Source organism: Egbenema bharatensis FJBBOT/2019 (assembly GCF_048077055.1).
GTDB lineage: Bacteria > Cyanobacteriota > Cyanobacteriia > Elainellales > Elainellaceae > Egbenema > Egbenema bharatensis.
This window is the reverse complement of record NZ_CP182236.1, coordinates 5,009,735-5,025,383: the sequence shown is the minus strand read 5'-3', so window position 1 is coordinate 5,025,383 and position 15,649 is coordinate 5,009,735. Positions and strand designations below refer to the sequence as shown.

15 protein-coding genes and 1 pseudogene are annotated in these 15,649 nt (G+C 51.5%); 8 read left to right on the top strand and 8 right to left on the bottom strand.

Features of this window, described 5'->3' with window-relative positions; all coding sequences use genetic code 11:
- The first annotated feature begins 393 nt into the window (after positions 1 to 393).
- A complete protein-coding gene (locus ACM1PF_RS23225) occupies positions 394 to 2,547 on the top strand; it encodes a hypothetical protein (RefSeq protein ID WP_416667453.1) in 2,154 nt (717 codons plus the stop codon).
- Positions 2,548 to 2,606: 59 nt separating this feature from the next.
- Here ACM1PF_RS23225 and ACM1PF_RS23220 read toward each other — a convergent pair whose 3' ends face one another.
- Positions 2,607 to 3,389 carry a CAP domain-containing protein gene (locus ACM1PF_RS23220; protein ID WP_416667450.1) on the bottom strand — a complete coding sequence of 261 codons (783 nt, stop codon included), beginning with the start codon at positions 3,387 to 3,389 and terminating at the stop codon, positions 2,607 to 2,609.
- Between the two features lie 243 nt (positions 3,390 to 3,632).
- Positions 3,633 to 4,727 carry a glycerate kinase gene (locus tag ACM1PF_RS23215; RefSeq protein ID WP_416667446.1) on the bottom strand — a complete coding sequence of 365 codons (1,095 nt, stop codon included), beginning with the start codon at positions 4,725 to 4,727 and terminating at the stop codon, positions 3,633 to 3,635.
- 287 nt (positions 4,728 to 5,014) lie between these two features.
- Here ACM1PF_RS23215 and ACM1PF_RS23210 point away from each other — a divergent pair, with 287 nt between their 5' ends.
- Both ACM1PF_RS23210 and rdgB read left to right on the top strand, forming a co-directional pair.
- Positions 5,015 to 5,464, top strand: a complete 450-nt coding sequence (locus ACM1PF_RS23210; protein WP_416667444.1) for a hypothetical protein — start codon at positions 5,015 to 5,017, stop codon at positions 5,462 to 5,464.
- A gap of 98 nt (positions 5,465 to 5,562) precedes the next feature.
- On the top strand, positions 5,563 to 6,171 hold the full coding sequence (gene rdgB, locus ACM1PF_RS23205; RefSeq protein WP_416667441.1) for an RdgB/HAM1 family non-canonical purine NTP pyrophosphatase: 609 nt from the start codon (positions 5,563 to 5,565) through the stop codon (positions 6,169 to 6,171).
- Between the two features lie 64 nt (positions 6,172 to 6,235).
- Here the strand turns inward: rdgB and ACM1PF_RS23200 are convergent, their stop codons facing one another.
- The 4 genes and pseudogenes from ACM1PF_RS23200 to ACM1PF_RS23185 all read right to left on the bottom strand — a co-directional run bounded on the left by ACM1PF_RS23200 (position 6,236) and on the right by ACM1PF_RS23185 (position 11,019).
- Positions 6,236 to 6,574: a P-II family nitrogen regulator gene (locus tag ACM1PF_RS23200; RefSeq protein ID WP_416667438.1), complete on the bottom strand. Its 339-nt coding sequence runs from the start codon at positions 6,572 to 6,574 to the stop codon at positions 6,236 to 6,238.
- Between the two features lie 623 nt (positions 6,575 to 7,197).
- The gene (locus ACM1PF_RS23195; RefSeq protein ID WP_416667435.1) at positions 7,198 to 7,419 is read right to left on the bottom strand and encodes a hypothetical protein; all 222 of its coding nucleotides are present in this window, start codon (positions 7,417 to 7,419) and stop codon (positions 7,198 to 7,200) included.
- Between the two features lie 221 nt (positions 7,420 to 7,640).
- Positions 7,641 to 9,610 (bottom strand): annotated as a pseudogene (acs, locus tag ACM1PF_RS23190) (acetate--CoA ligase).
- 218 nt (positions 9,611 to 9,828) lie between these two features.
- Entirely contained in the window at positions 9,829 to 11,019 is a 1,191-nt protein-coding gene (locus ACM1PF_RS23185) for a hypothetical protein (RefSeq protein WP_416667433.1), read from the bottom strand.
- 386 nt (positions 11,020 to 11,405) lie between these two features.
- Between ACM1PF_RS23185 and rppA the strand changes: the two genes are divergently transcribed.
- Positions 11,406 to 12,086 (top strand): two-component system response regulator RppA, encoded by a 681-nt coding sequence (gene rppA, locus ACM1PF_RS23180; RefSeq protein WP_416676767.1) that lies wholly within the window; start codon positions 11,406 to 11,408, stop codon positions 12,084 to 12,086.
- A gap of 85 nt (positions 12,087 to 12,171) precedes the next feature.
- On the opposite strand, the gene ACM1PF_RS23175 is transcribed toward rppA, so the two are convergent.
- Positions 12,172 to 12,714, bottom strand: coding sequence for a hypothetical protein (locus ACM1PF_RS23175; protein ID WP_416667430.1), 543 nt, complete (start codon positions 12,712 to 12,714; stop codon positions 12,172 to 12,174).
- Between the two features lie 334 nt (positions 12,715 to 13,048).
- Between ACM1PF_RS23175 and ACM1PF_RS23170 the strand changes: the two genes are divergently transcribed.
- Together ACM1PF_RS23170 and ACM1PF_RS23165 are read left to right on the top strand one after the other, a co-directional pair.
- Positions 13,049 to 13,525, top strand: coding sequence for a TMEM165/GDT1 family protein (locus ACM1PF_RS23170; protein ID WP_416667427.1), 477 nt, complete (start codon positions 13,049 to 13,051; stop codon positions 13,523 to 13,525).
- A gap of 20 nt (positions 13,526 to 13,545) precedes the next feature.
- Entirely contained in the window at positions 13,546 to 13,830 is a 285-nt protein-coding gene (locus ACM1PF_RS23165) for a TMEM165/GDT1 family protein (RefSeq protein ID WP_416667424.1), read from the top strand.
- Between the two features lie 75 nt (positions 13,831 to 13,905).
- On the opposite strand, the gene ACM1PF_RS23160 is transcribed toward ACM1PF_RS23165, so the two are convergent.
- Positions 13,906 to 14,703, bottom strand: a complete 798-nt coding sequence (locus tag ACM1PF_RS23160) for a PD-(D/E)XK nuclease family protein (RefSeq protein ID WP_416667421.1) — start codon at positions 14,701 to 14,703, stop codon at positions 13,906 to 13,908.
- Between the two features lie 262 nt (positions 14,704 to 14,965).
- On the opposite strand from ACM1PF_RS23160, the gene ACM1PF_RS23155 reads away from it, so the two are divergent.
- Positions 14,966 to 15,259 (top strand): BrnT family toxin, encoded by a 294-nt coding sequence (locus ACM1PF_RS23155; RefSeq protein ID WP_416667418.1) that lies wholly within the window; start codon positions 14,966 to 14,968, stop codon positions 15,257 to 15,259.
- 4 nt (positions 15,260 to 15,263) lie between these two features.
- Positions 15,264 to 15,485, top strand: coding sequence for a BrnA antitoxin family protein (locus tag ACM1PF_RS23150; protein WP_416667415.1), 222 nt, complete (start codon positions 15,264 to 15,266; stop codon positions 15,483 to 15,485).
- Positions 15,486 to 15,649 lie beyond the last annotated feature (164 nt).

The following is a 15,649-nucleotide window of genomic DNA, read 5'->3' as shown; positions in this document are numbered from 1 at the left end:
TCGAGCGTCAGGGTCAAAAAGCGGACTCACAAAAGTTGAACTCGATCGCTCTAACCAGGGGGCAAGCCGACCTTGCCAGAATGACTCTGCCAGAATGACTCTACCAGTCTGTACGCGCCAGATGTCATCTTGCCAAAAGTCTCGCCAGACGTGAACTCGCCCAATTCGGGTTTAATGTGCGAACCCAACTGGGACTAAATTAAGACTGCTTAGTGTCAGACTGCTTAGTGCCATCATGTATCCGTTAGCCACCCCCTTGCAGCACCCTCCACAGGATTTATCTGTGATTTGATCTGTGTTTCAATCTGTGATTGTAAGAGGTGCGATTCAAGCAAGTTCAATCCTTTGACCGGAAATCGCTTATCTATCCACGACCGCCTTCGAGTTAGAGCTATGAGTGAAGCAAACGCCCCGTCCAATCGCCAGCAACCCAATTCCGAGGAAAACAACCTCCCTGCCCAGCCGGAGTCTCATGCCAATCCCTTTATCCATGCCATGAATGAATTTGAGCGGCAGGAGGATTTGGCAGCAGCGGCAGCAGAGCCGGTTGGCCGCCCTGGTGATGAGGGTAGTGTTCCCCCAGATGATGTTCTTCTGGATGATGTTTTCCTGGATGATATGCTTCGGAATCATGCGCTGGATTCGGTATCCGGGGCTTCTGGAGCATCGTCCGATCGCCTGCCCGTCCCGGAGAGTACGAACCCTGTTGCGGCGGTTCCCTCTTCCCCGGTCAGTTCTTCGGATAGCGTCACCCTGAACCCTGGCGCAGAGGATTGGGTTGCCACTTCGGACTCCACCAATCTCAGTGATTTAATTAGCCTGATTCAAGAGTTGAACCAGTGCAATACAATCTTGCTCGATCGCGTCTCCCAGTTGGAGGAAGCCTTAGAACGGAGCCAGAATGCTCTGAAAAACGAAGTGCAGCGATCGCAAGACCATCCCGCCTTTACCCAATTTAGTCCCGATGGAGTGGTGGCGGTTCAGGAACTCTCGGCGGCGCAAGAACAGATCATGGATTTGTACAAGCAGCTTGAATTTGTGCATCAAACCAGCCAACGTCAGCAGATTTTGGTGGAAACCCTCACCGGAGAATTGGAAGCTAGCCAGGAGCGAGTGGCGCATCTGGAACGGGAAGCAGCTCTGGTGCAGCGTCGCTACAACGAACAGTCTCAGGTATTGACCCAGTACGAAAATAGCTGTCGAGATTTACAGGCGCGACTGCATCGGCAACAACGCTACACCCTGCAATTCAAGGCCGCCCTGGAGAAAAGCCTGGAGGTGTCCTCACCACCGTTTGAATCGGTATCCGCAGCCGTGGCAGCCGTTAACGCCAGCGAAAACTTTTTCCTGCCCAAAGCCCAACGCATTCAACCCTGGGCGGTTCCTGAGGAGGAATCCTCGGCCCATCTACCCTGGATGAAGCTCTCAGCGAGCGATCTGGATCAGGGCAGTCATGAGGGAAGTGATGAGGTGAGCGCAGGCGATGAAGTGAATCAGGTGGAAGAATTCAAAGCATTCCTGGAAACTTTACCGCAATCCAGCCCCCAACCCAGCCCTGAAGCCACTGCCCCTCCCCCTGCGAAACCTCGTCCTTCTGTCGTTAAGCTGCCTGGATTTGGCAATCCCATTCCCCGATCGACGGCTCATCCTGCGGCGATCGATGGCGCTGCGGTTCGTCCGGCGAATCAGTCTCCTGCCGGCCAGTCTCCTGCCGGCCAGTCTCTTGCCAGTCAGCCTGCCTCGACGGAAATTCCCGATGAACAACTGAGACAAAAGCTGGATGCAGCCGTTCAACCCCTGGCGGATATGCTGGCTCAGGCGATGTTGTCCGATCGCCCATCGGAGGCTGAGGTGTTCACCCAGTCCCAATCCTTAATGTCTGAGTTGGGACTACCAGACTCAGGAACAACTGAATCGAGGGGCGATCAGGTTGATGCGATCGCAAAGGGGTTGAACTCTGAGTCCCTGGATGAATTCCCTGCCGAGCCTTCCCCGGTTTCCCATTCCAGTGATGAGGAACTGCTCAATTCAGTCATGGCGGAAGCGGAGGATGCCCTGTGGCAGGATCTGGCTCGCTTGATTGATGTTTCTACGGAAGATATTGTCAAGGCCAGCCTTTCAGGAGATGTGTCTGCCTTCGAGTCGATTAACTTTGAGGCAGCTCAGGCGGAAACTGCACCAATCGAATCAACCAATTCAGAGGCAGATTCAGGCAAACCCTCCCCGGATCACCTCCCCACTCCTCTATCTCCGTCCCCTCAGGTATCCCGCTCCGTTAGTGCATTTACTCCAAAAACGGCTCCAGGGCGATCGGGTCATACTGCCCAACCGCGTCAGCCAGTTGAACCGGATATTGCTGCATCCCACGCTGCTGCATCCCAATCCGCCCCTCAACCGCAATCGGCTCCAACTCCTCCGATCGGCTCCAATCCAAGCTGGCCCTCTCCAGTCGTCTATCCCCTTCGTCCTGCGAAGAAGCGGCGATCGTTGGCAGCAGTCGATTTACCGTCGTTTCTCCAGCAGGAACCGGGGCCGTTGCCCACGTAGGGATTTGCACTAAAAAGTATCCCAATCTTTGAGTCAGGCCCACTGCTGCGCGCCCCTCCCTACCGACCCGGTGTACCAAAGTTTTGCGTCCAGTAATAGCGGTAGTTCACGGTTCCCGGATCGTTGGCAATGAAGTAGAAACCCACCCCAATCTCTTGCAGGTTGGGGTTCATAATATTGGCGCGATGGCCGGGACTGTTCATCCAACCCTGCACAACTGCATCGGCTGAATCGTACCCGGCTGCAATATTCTCAGCGGCGAGGGAATAGTTATAGCCAGCTCGACGAATGCGATCGGCACTTCTAGAACCATCGGGAGCTTGATGGGAATAGAAGTCCCTGACGACCATATTTTCCGTATGGGACTGGGCAACGGCTGTAAGAATCGCGTTGTTTCTTAGAGGGGCAAGCCCGGCCTGCTGTCGATGAAAATTGGTCAGGGCAAGAACGCGATTGGTCACGGAGTTGAGATTTGCCTGACGGGGTAATCCAGAGGAGGTCGGCATATTGGCAACGCTGAGTCTGAGTTGATAGCGGGTGTTGCCCTGCTGTCGTCCCACCCGAATGTAGTAAGTTCCTTTTTGCAGAACTTGACTCACTCCCGCATTCGATCGGCGATTTTGCACTGAACGGTTTAACACCTTACCCTTGTCATTTAGCAAGGAAAGGTTTGTGTTTGCCTTGACCCTGGCTAGATCAAGGTTGACATTACTTGCCCGATTAATTCGCAGTTGGTAAAACTGACTCGACTCTTTACCGCCCACTTTTCCTGAATAAACGTTACTTCCGCCATTCGAGGGACGAAGCCGTTTGGCTGTTTTTAGTTGATCATTCAAGCTCATAGACTATGCTTCTCCGCTTTCCACAGATGGCATAGCTATTGTTGACTCAATGGAGCTAAAAACTGTCAGTAGTTATGTCTAAATTTAGACATCAAATGAATACATTACGGGTTTTTACTGATATGTCCAATAATTTTTTTTTGAAGGAAATGGGTTTCAGTAAAACTTTTTAGGTTAACGAGTGAAGATAAGCATCCTGAGCCAGTTGTCTCAGTAATCACACGCAATACGGATTGAAGTAACTCAGGCTGCTGGGCAATATATCCGATCGAGGTCATGATCCGCATTGATTTCAATCACTAAATCAACCTGATTTGATTGATGTCGCATTGGGGCAATGAATAACTCTGGATGCAGCGACTTCCAGAAATACTCGACAAATTCACGAATTTCTGCGTCCGACATTCCCGATTTACCAGAGGCAATCATGTTCTGCTCTGCCTGCTGTCGCCACTGCTGACTGAAGCGATAATCTACGGGATACAGCAAAATCAGCCGATCGAGCTTTTCCCACAGGGGCAGGTATGCCTGAAGGCGAGTATTCACCTCACGGGCAAAGGCGCGATCGGCTTCAGAGCAAATGGGGGGAGGAGCGGTTTCAAAGGCAATAGGATCAATGGGTCGGACTCCCACAAACCAGCCTTCAAACAGCACAATGTCTGCACCTGTGATCCATTCTGGGTCGATGCGATCGCCTGCCCCGTGGTGTAAGGATTTATCGAATCGAGGGATAGCGATCGGAACTGAGGCATTGCCCTGACGGAGTTGCTCCAGTACGGTCAGTCCCAGGGAGACATCATGGGTTCCGGGTGGGCCACGCCACCGAAATCGTGGATCGGTTTGCTGAAGCTGCTGGCGATCGGCATAGGTTTTGTACAGGTCATCAATGGACAGACGGCAAACCTGCAAACCCTGCTGTTCGAGAATGTAGCTTAAGATTTGAGCCAGAGTGGTCTTTCCGGTTCCTTGCCCTCCAATGAGTCCCTGAATCAAGGGATGCCCAACGGCCCGCTGCCAACTTACCAGTCGATTCGCTAAGGGCAGCCAGAGATCCCACATTAAGTCCAGGGGGAATGTTTGCCATCCCAGGGAGTCCTGACAGAAGGAATGTAGTTTCGGAGCCAGCGATCGAAATTGGTCTAGTTGGGCTTGAATTGTCTGAGCTACTGCGCCAATGGGTTTGGGAGAGTTGGCGATCGGTTGGGCATCTGTGCGCCACGGATAGGAGAGCCACCGTTGTTCCAGGATCGGTTGAATCTGCGGTGTGGTCATCCTATCCGCTAGCCAATCTGCCAATAGGTTGTTGAAGGAGAACTGGGAGGGATCAGTCGCTGTCATCTGGACGATAAAAAAGGTACAAGCAATATTTCAGGTGGCGGGTTCGAGTCTATCCAAGGTTTTGCTGAAACAAAATGTAAGACGATAACTTAATAATGTCTGTACAAAAAGTGTTCTAACGTACTCTATCTTCTCGGGATATTGAATTTTACCAAAACAGACTACCCGTATGGGTACTGCCAGATCCGTTCTGAATCTTCCATAATCTAACTATTGAAAGAACCTATCTGCCAAAGCAGAAAGAATTTCATTTTTTGCCTGGAAAAACTTACAAAACGAGGATTACTATGGCAACAGTAGTATGCACTACAAGTGATGGGAAAACATCTTATACTTGCACAGGTGGCACCGCCAATGGTTGTGCTAGAGCGATCGCAAAATTAAAAGCGATCGATGTGGGCAAGCAAGATTCTCCATCTAACTTACCAATTTCTAGCGTCAAGTTACTTGATGCTTCTAGCAGCAATAATGACTCGGTAGTCGTTGGCTTGAGAAAATTTGGTGTTGAGGAATATGACACAATTGTGGCCGAGATGGACAATGATGTCGTAGAAGTGATCGTGTTCAAAGAAGAAAAATTGTATTTCAGAGGAAAAAGACCTAAGAGATTAGTAAATTTTGTGAAAGAGGATTCTAGTTCGGCTCCATTAATGGCATCATTTGAGCAAGAGGAAGATTTCGTTTTATTAGATACAAAGTATCTTGAGGAAAGTTTCTTCAAAAAACCTAATTTCTAATAACATTGACCTTTAAGGGGTGGGTTCATCTTCACCAGGCTACGAAAGTGGGATGCTCCCACCGTCCACTCTCCACGAACAGCACTCTGTACTCTCCCATGCCTCCACTCATCGTTGCCACCAGCAATCCCGGTAAGCTCAAAGAAATGCAGTCCTATTTGCTCGATCAGCCCAATTGGCAATTACGCCTGAAGCCGCCGGAATTGGAAATTGAAGAAACTGGGCAAACCTTCATGGAAAATGCTCGCTTAAAAGCCTCTCAAGTGGCGCAGGCTCTGGGTGAATGGTCGATCGCTGATGATTCTGGGCTGGCAGTGAATGCCCTTAACGGCGCACCTGGGCTTTACTCGGCCCGATATGGCACTTCGGATGCCGATCGCATTGCCCGTTTACTGTCCGAACTGGGAGCCGCCAGCGATCGATCCGCCCAATTCGTTTGTGCTGTTGCCCTTGCCCGTCCGGATGGCACGATCGCTCTGGAGGCGGAAGGCGTTTGTCAGGGCGAAATTTTGCAGGCTCCCCAGGGCGATCAGGGGTTTGGTTATGATCCCATCTTTTACGTTCCAGAACATCAACTCACCTTTGCCGAAATGCCTCCTGAACTGAAGCACACCGTCAGCCATCGAGGCGTTGCGTTCCAGGCACTTCTCCCAAAACTGCGATCGCTTTCCCCGCAATCATCCTCTGAGTCAGCGAACCTGCTGTAAGGGCGCACAGCAGTGCGCCCCTGCATACCCCTAATGCCTACGCGGCGCGAACGGCCCGCAGTCCTCAGATCGCTTCCTGATTCTTCTCACCTGTCCGAATCCGGATGATCTGCTCAACCGGTGAAATGAAGATCTTTCCGTCACCAATTTCGCCCGTGCGAGCCGCAGCAATAATTTTCTCAACCACCATATCGAGCTGCTCATCCTCAACCACGATTTCCACCTTGAGCTTTTGCAAAAACTCGACGGTGTACTCTGAGCCACGGTAACGTTCCGTTTGCCCCTTCTGCCGTCCAAAGCCCCGAACTTCGGAAACCGTCATCCCCACAATGCCCGCATTCACGAGAGCAATTTTGACTTCATCGAGCTTGAATGGGCGGATAATTGCTTCAACTTTTCTCATTGACTCCGTCACTCCATCAGTCTAAATTTCAGTTGTTTGCCTAATTGAGAGCTAAGTGCCTATCCAAAAACTCACTAGAGCTTTTGGAATCCAAAACCCCTGACGGGTTTTTGGGGTAGGTTCTAAGTAACCTGCTTGTTTCTATCACCGCTCAGAAGGCAGATTTTGTAGCGTTAGCTACTGCTGTCAGTAACAACTTTTCATTTTGCCACCAGAAGTAACGGTTCTGTGGAATCTTTATCCTGCCGTAATCATTGAGAGCGCGGGGCGATCGCCCTTGGATCTGTGTTCCCTTAGAAATACAAATTTAATAAGCTGAAATTCTTGTGGAGTGGGCAGCGTTTCGACTGAGCTTTCGACGGCTCGAGTGAGCGTTCGACTGAGCTCAAGCCGAAGTCTTGCCTGCCCAGTCAAAGCAGCAGAACGGGAGACAGGTATTTAATCCATGATGCATAGATCTTTTTCACTTAGGAACGCGGATTAAATAAAATCGAAAATTTAATCTCCAGAAGGGGCGCACAGCAGTGCGCCCGTACAGAAAAAATCGGAGTTATTTAATTTGCGTCCCTTAGATTCACTTACATCCATGCGCCATCTTTGCCTGTGAAGCGTGATGCAGGAGTTCAAGCTTCTGGGTTTTCCTGATTGGAGTCCAGTTCAGCACTCTTCCCGCGTACGGGGGGCAGGCGATCGACTAAGCCCATTTCAAAAGCCAGATCGGGTAAGTCTCCAACCAAATACTTTCCGGGTTCAAATAGCCGTCCAGGGGTAAAACACATCTGCCGCAATTCAACCACTTCACCCGGTTGAAACATATTTCTGGACATTCTGCGCTCAATAGCCATATCACATCCTTCCAGATTTTAAGCTTTCCCTATATCTACGCTATCTCAAAAACTAATGGAGGGTGGGGCGGGTTGGACTGGGCGGGCAAGACTTCGGCTTGAGCCCTTCGGCTTGAGCTCAGGGGTTCGACGAGGCTCACTCGAGCCGTCGAAAGCTCAGTCGAAACGCTGCCCACCCCACAAGAGAGTACCTGCAAGCGTTGAGGTTACAAGCGTTAGAGTTATGAGCCACTGCGGAGTTTATCCAGCACCGATCGATCTTCCAGGGTAGAGGTATCCCCTGAAACTTCCTGACCCGCTGCCAGGGAACGTAACAGTCGCCGCATGATTTTGCCCGATCGCGTTTTGGGTAGGGCATCGCTGAACCGGATTTCTCCTGGACGGGCGATCGCGCCAATCTCTTGCACGACGTGCTGCTTCAGCTCCTTAGTCAGTTCATCGCTGGGAGAAAAGGCACTATCAAGGGTGATAAATGCCACAATCTCATTGCCCTTCACCTCATCGGGTTTGCCCACTACGGCGGCTTCTGCTACGGCGGGATGGGAGACCAGGGCTGACTCAATCTCCATCGTGCCCAGGCGATGTCCAGCAACGTTAATCACATCATCCACCCGACCCATCACCCAGAAATAACCGTCTTCATCCCGGCGGGCCCCGTCGCCCGCAAAGTAAAGGTACTGCCCATCCTTAGGCGGAATATGTTCCCAGTAGGTGCGGCGGAAGCGATCGGGATCCCCATAGACCGTCCGCATCATGCCGGGCCAGGGGTGACGCACCGCCAGGTATCCGCCCTCACTAGAACTGACAGCATTCCCCTCCAGGTCAACAATCTCCGCCAGGATACCGGGGAAGGGGCGAGTCGCTGATCCAGGCTTAGTGGGAATGGCTCCGGGAAGGGGTGTAATCATGATGCCGCCCGTCTCCGTTTGCCACCAGGTATCGACGATCGGACAGCGTTCTCCGCCAATAATGCGGTGATACCAAATCCAGGCTTCGGGGTTGATGGGTTCACCCACCGTTCCCAGCAGGCGCAGGGAAGAGAGATTTCTGGCTTTGGGTAAATGCTCACCCATGCGGATAAAGGCCCGAATGGCTGTGGGAGCCGTGTAGAACACCGTAACCCCATACTTTTCAATCACATCCCAGAAACAGCCAGGGTTGGATGCCCGGGGTGCCCCTTCGTACATCACCGTTGTGGCCCCGTTGGATAGCGGCCCGTAGACGATGTAGCTGTGGCCAGTAATCCAACCTACATCCGCCGTACACCAGTACACATCGGTGTCCCGCAGGTCAAAGATCCACTTGGTAGTGACATGGGTATAGAGGTTGTAGCCGCCTGTGGTATGCACCACCCCTTTCGGCTTGCCCGTACTGCCGGAAGTATACAGCACAAACAGCATATCTTCGCTGTCCATCGGCTCGGCTGGACAATCCGCTGAAACACCCTGCCGGATGTCGTGCCACCAGTGATCGCGCCCCGGTTCCATAGGAATGTTCTGCCTGGTTCTGGCCACCACCAGCACATTCTCAACCGAGGGAACACTGTTATTTTCCAGGGCCCGATCGACCTGTTCTTTGAGGGGGACGATCGTATCTTTGCGCCAGCCGCCATCCGCTGTAACCACCAGCTTCGCTTCCGCATCCACCAGGCGATCGCGCAGGGCTTCTGCACTAAAGCCACCGAATACCACTGAGTGGGGGCCCCAATCCGAGCGCAGGCCAGCATCGCAATCGCCGCTTCGGGAATCATCGGCATATAAATTCCCACCCGATCGCCTTTTTTTACCCCGAGTTGCTTCAGCACATTGGCAAACTGGCAAACTTCCCGATGCAGTTGGGCATAGGTGAGGGTACAGGAATCGCCGGGTTCCCCTTCCCAGATCAGTGCTGCCTTGTTGCGTCGCCAGGTGGTGAGATGGCGATCGAGGCAGTTATAGGAAATGTTGATTTTGCCGTTGACAAACCATTTCGCAAAGGGGGGCTGCCAATCCAGCACCGTATCCCACTTCTGGAACCAATCCAATTCCTTTTCCGCTAATTCTGCCCAAAATGCCTCTGGATCTGCTTTCGCTTTTTCGTAAAGCTGCTCATACTCCTCCAGACTCTTAATCTGGGCCTGCTGCGAAAACTCAGCCGGTGGAGGGAAAGAGCGATTTTCATGCAGGATCGATTCGATCGTCGCTTCTGTCATAGATCTTGTCGTAAAGCTAACCTAAACTGTTTTCTATCTTTCCAAACCATACTTTTTTTGATGGTCAATTGATCCAGAAGTTAGGTTTTCTTCAACATGATCGGGCAGGGGATGGAGGGGAAGGGGAACCTTTTTCTCAGGGCCAGTCGTTTTGTGCCTAATTTTCCAAAATCTGATCGATTCCCTGCTGCTGCAAGCGGGAGTGAACCCGAAGCTGATTAGAGCCAAAGCTTTCGTAGGTTAGGGACTGGGCACTGGTTTCCAGGTTGGCTTGCCCCTGGGTTTTCCATTGTTCCTGTTGGTTCGGTCAGGGGTTGAAGGGCGGCCAGGCGATCGGCGACATCGGAATTACCATTTGCCGCAGTGATGGGAGGTTCTGAGGACATGATCTGAATGGCGCGAATACAGCCCTGGGGGTCAAAACCTGCTGCGATCGTGTATTCATAGCCATAGCGATCGGCAGTCAAGGTTTGCTGCTGGGCGAGTTCTGCCCATTGCTGTTCTACTTCGTCCCTCCTTGCCTGATACCGTTCTGCCATTGCCTGCTGCCGTTCTGCATCCCGTTCGGCGGCTTGATCAGAACGATGATTGTCGATCAGGGAATCCGCTACGCTGGTGACGACCGTGCCAATACCGCCAAACAACCGTCCCACGCCCCTCAACACCGTTCCACCCAGGGAATTTCGGCGATCGGATTGCGTCTCTACTCCCCATTCCTGCTCCACCTCAGCCACCACTTCGTCTTGCAATTCGGATAGCACCCGATCGCGTTCTGCGGCTGTGATGAACGTATGGTTTTGTACCGTATGTGCCATTTCGCGCCCCACAATGCAAGCCAGAGCATGAACATCGCCCTGCAATTGGTCAAATAGGGCACTGTCAATCATGATCCGGTTTGCCCGCTGTCTGGAGCCAGGTTGAATCTCCCCATTGACCAGATTCACCTGCCAGGAAGACCCATCCAACTGATTGGCGCGAGACAGCCGATCGACCAGCCGATAAAGGGTATAAAACTCCTCTGTTAGCTCTGTTCTGGCGCGATTGTGCAGGTTTTGATTCCAGGCAGTTATTTGTTGCTGCGGGGATGGATCTTGATCTTGCGTTAGCTCATCCTGATGCCGATCCGGATCGGTTGGTTCGGTCTGCTCCGCAGAATCAATCATTTGCTGAATCTGGTCGATCGATCGAACTGGCGCATCGGGCGACTCGATCGGCTCGATCGGCTCCAGAAAGTCCACAGGCTCTAAAGCATCCAGATCTAAAGCATCCGGCTCTGAGGCATCCATTTGCTCTAACGCCTCTACCCGATTCATCCGAGCCAGGGCCGGTTGGACGGACAGCAAAGTTCCTGTAGCGGCAATAGCATACAGGGCAAAAACGATAGCAGAGGGGTGCTTGAGATAACGCATATCACAATGACCTTCGATCGTGTGAAGTGGCAATGGTAGATCAATACAGGGGAAGTCAACAATCAAAGAACCGTAACAACCAAAGAACCGTAGGGGCACGCAGTGTCAGGTAGGGGCGCACAGCAGTGCGCCCCTACAGTAGATTTCCAAAAACTCTATTTGTTTCACGATCGAACCAAACGAAATGTTCCGCAAAAGTTCGCAGGGATAGGTTCCAGAGAATGCAGGTGAATTAAGAAGGCTGTCAGCGGTAAATTCTATCCTGGATTTAGCCGATCGGACTCCATAATGCTTTACAACTGAAGGTAATAGAAGTGATGGTTATAAATGCACTGAAGCTCGACCCACTGAAGCTCGACCCACTGAAACCGATCGCAACGCAGGTCATGAATATTTTGCTGGTAGATGACGAACGGGAACTCACAGAACCCCTGAGCCGAATTTTGAACCGCGAAGGCTACCGGGTTGATGTGGCCCACAGTGGGGATGAGGGGAGTCGGTTGGCGATCGAGCAGACCTATGATTTGTTGATTTTAGACTGGATGTTGCCGCATAAAACTGGGTTAGAAATCTGCCAGCAGCTTCGATCGCGGGGTGATCAAACCCCTGTTTTATTTTTGACTGCAAAGGATACCTTAGACGATCGGGTCGATGGGTTGGATGCCGGAGCCGATGATTACCTCGTCAAACCCTTTGAGCTGCGAGAACTATTGGCCCGAGTCCGGGCTTTGCTGCGTCGTCCGCCTACGCTGGAATCTACCCCTTCCCAACGTTTGCAAGTTGCTGATCTAGCACTGGATATGGACAATCAAGTTGCCTATCGACAAAACCGGGCGATCGAGCTATCGGAGAAAGAAACTCAGTTGCTCGCCTACTTTATGCGCCATCCCAATCAACTTTTGACCCATGACCAAATTCATCAGCAGGTTTGGGGGGAGGGTGAAAAACCCGGCAGTAATGTTTTGGCAGCGCATGTCCGGCTGTTGCGGCGTAAGGTGGAGGCGAAGGGGGAACCCACCCTGATCCACAGTGTCTACGGTAAGGGCTATCGGTTTGGCTCTGCGTAGATTCAATACCCTGCCATAAAAATCCCCATTGCCGAAGCAACAGGGAGGAAATGATTCATTTACAGGAATTGGATGAAAGGGTGACTTACCACAAAGCCGGAACGGGTTGGGTGGGTGCAGGTTGCTGCTGAGTGGCAGGGGGTGCAGTGGGTGCAGGTTGCGTGGCAGGGGGTGCGGTCGGAGCGGGTTGCTGTTCGACCTGTTGCTGCTCTACCTGCGTTTCAGCGGTTTGAGTCGTTTCTAGCTCGACCAATAGCTGATTTGCTTCATCTTCAGTGACAATTTCAGTGCCCACCACTTCATTGGCTTCGTAATCAATGATGAGATAGGTGCCGGGAATAATGCGACGAGTATCTCCTAAATACCGAAATTCGATCGGGCGGGACTCTCCTGTGGAAAGGAGTTCAACCTGAGCATAGTCATTACCAAATACTCTTATTACTCTAGCGGGAACACGGGTTACACCCTCTGCTGGGGCTTGCACGGGTGTTTCCCCTTCCACAGGCGTTTGGCTGATCAGCGAATCACCTGTTTGAGGCAAGGTAGATGCAGGGGCAGATTGAGCAAATCCTAGACCCAGAGCGGCGATTAAGGCGGTACCTGCTAGTGCTTTTATATGAAAAGACATTGCTCTTAGTCCTTTTTCTTCAGGTTTTAATCAAAATTCCTTAAAAAACAGGAATTTCAAAGTTTATCCTAATCTACCGAATTGTAGATAAGCAACTATACCAGAGGAGTATCTCATTGCTGATTTGATTCACCCTTTTGCATTTTGGACAAATCCTGCCCCTCTGAACTTTTCTCATTCAAAACGAGACATTGAAGAATGGCTGCTGGCTGGAGCAGATTTTGAGCCAGAATCATTCATGATCTGGTTTAAGCTGATCCAAATGACTTGCGTTTCAGAAAAAAGTCAGAGAAAATGAAAAGAATGTGAAATCACCATCTGTAAATTGACCTCTGTGAAACCATCCTCTGTCACTTTCCCATCTCCCCTGCCGTTGGCACACGATCCAGCTGACAATCCCAGCCCTTCCCCTGAAACTGTCTCTCAATTCAATTCGCCCTCTGAGGTGTTGTGCGTCCAGGCGCAGCTTGAAAACCCGCCTGCTGAGGATACACCATTCCAGGCTGATGCAACTGAATCCGTCAACTTAACTGGAGAAGTTCGGATTTTCCTTTCTACATTTGTCACCATCTTTCTCGCAGAGTTGGGCGATAAAACTCAGGTAACAACACTGCTCATGAGTGCGGAGTCTGATTCACCCTGGCTGGTGTTCGCTGGGGCAGGAATGGCATTGGTCGCTACAAGCCTGCTGGGGGTTTTGATGGGGCACTGGTTGTCGAAGCGAGTCTCTCCACGAACGTTGGAAGTTGCGACGGCGGTGCTGCTGTTGGTTGTATCGCTCATGCTGGTTTGGGATGTCGTGCAGGCTTAAAGGAAAAAGGTAAGGACACAATGGATTGGCATTTGGTGGGATTGAGTTTTGCAACGGTATTTCTGTCAGAGTTGGGCGATAAAAGTCAGTTGGCAACGATCGCCCTGAGTGGCAGTGGCAAATCTTTACGGGCGATTTTTCTGGGAACTTCAGCCGCTCTGTTACTGGCCAGCTTCCTGGGGGTAATTTTGGGTGAGGGTGTGTCTCAGGTATTGCCCACCCATTGGGTGAAAACGATCGCAGCGATCGGGTTTACAGTGATGGCGATCAAGCTCCTATGGTTTGGGGAAGGAACAACGGAGTAGGGCGCGCCAAGTCTTCGTGAGAGTTGTACAACCTGAGTCCATCCCCCCAATAGGAGGATTCGCTATACCCCTATTTCATCCAAAGCGGACTTCTTCGATCGTGGTGAAGTCGGGAAGGCGTTGGGGAGGAATCCAACTCGTGCGTTGGCAGCGAATGGTGAAGGTGCAGGTGTCACAGTGGGGGCTGGAGGTGGGAGCCTGGGGGAAGGGTTCTCCCTGCTGGTAGCGATCGAGCCAATGGGTGAGCTGGGTGAGCAGGCGGGTTAGCTCCTGGTGAGTTTGCTGGTGCTGCTGGTGACTGTAGGAATAGGTGATGGATTCAGGTTGGCAGGGGCGATCGGATTGGTTTGGCTCAGGGATGCCTGGAGCAGCTTGGTTTTGAATGAACCAGTAGGTCATGGAAATTTGGTCAGGGTCGTACTCACTGGTTTCCGCCAGGACGAAGGGATACAGCCGCGTTTGCCAGTTTTGTTTCAGCCAGCTTGACTGCTGCGGGCGAGGGTAGGTTTTCCAGTCCAGAATTTGTGCCTGGCGATCGTCCATGACCAGCAGATCATAAATCACGGTGAGCAGGTAGCCCTGAAACTCCAGGGAACGACGATGTTCACTCTGGCGTGTGTCTGGAGGGGTGTGAAATACCTCTGGGGCCGCCTGAACGAAGGACTCTACGGTTTGATGCAGGGGGGCTGAAATGCGATCGATCGGCAGTCCCAATTCCCGCTGCTGCATTAACAGGTGAAACTGTTGCCCCCAGTTGAGCCGATCCTGGTGGTCAGGGGCGATCGGAAATCCCAGTTGCTCAATATAAATATGCTGAAATTTACGGGGACAGGTTTGCAGCAGGTTGAGCTGTCCTTGAGAAAGATGAAGCATGGGAGAGGTGAATGGAAAATAATTTTCGTAGCGCAGGCATCTTGCCTGACAGGATGGACTAAATCAGGCGTTTTGTCTACCGTTTGTCTACCGAGATAACCGGGGAGTGGGTAATGGGTGATGGGTGATGGGTGATGGGGCATCTGGGTGAAAGTCGATCGCCTCACCTTCACTGCAGAAGAACCGATCGCCTATAGCGAAAGACGATCGATCGCCCTCTCATTCTGGGCACGTTGATCTAGACTAACCAGTAGAATACCCAATGCGCTTTGAGTGGGATGAAAGGAAGAACCAGCTTAACATTCGCAAGCATGGCTTCAGTTTCGTAGATGCCTGGGAAATCTTTGAATTTCCGATGGTGATTAATTTAGACGATCGAGAGGACTATGGAGAAGACCGTTGGGTTGGAATCGGTGTACTGCGCGATCGAGTTGTTACAGTAGTCTTCACTGAACCTGATGAAAACACAATCCGAGTTATTTCTCTGCGAAAGGCATTAAAACATGAGCACCGCCAATACGAACAATTTCTCCGAAACCGATTGGGAAAGGGTTGATGCCATGACGGATGAGGACATCGATACCTCTGATATTCCGCCATTGGATGACTCTTTCTTTGCCACCGCACAGCTAAGAATACCAAAATCCTCTCAGCATCAAGTCTCTGTCACCTTGAAGGTTGATGCAGAGGTCTTGGAATGGTTTAAAGCTCAGGGAGAAGCTTATCAAGACCGAATCAATGCAGCTCTCAGAATCTATGCAGCCGCTCATCAAGACCGCTGAACTGATACAGTTCTGTGATGATCTCATCAACGGACTAGGGACTGAGTTTGTCCTAAGCGAAATGTTTCGATCGCCTGCTGTGCATCAAATACAATCTCTTGTCGACGCTGCTCGATCTGACAGCCACAGTATAGTTTGAATACGGTAACGTGAAGCAACAGATC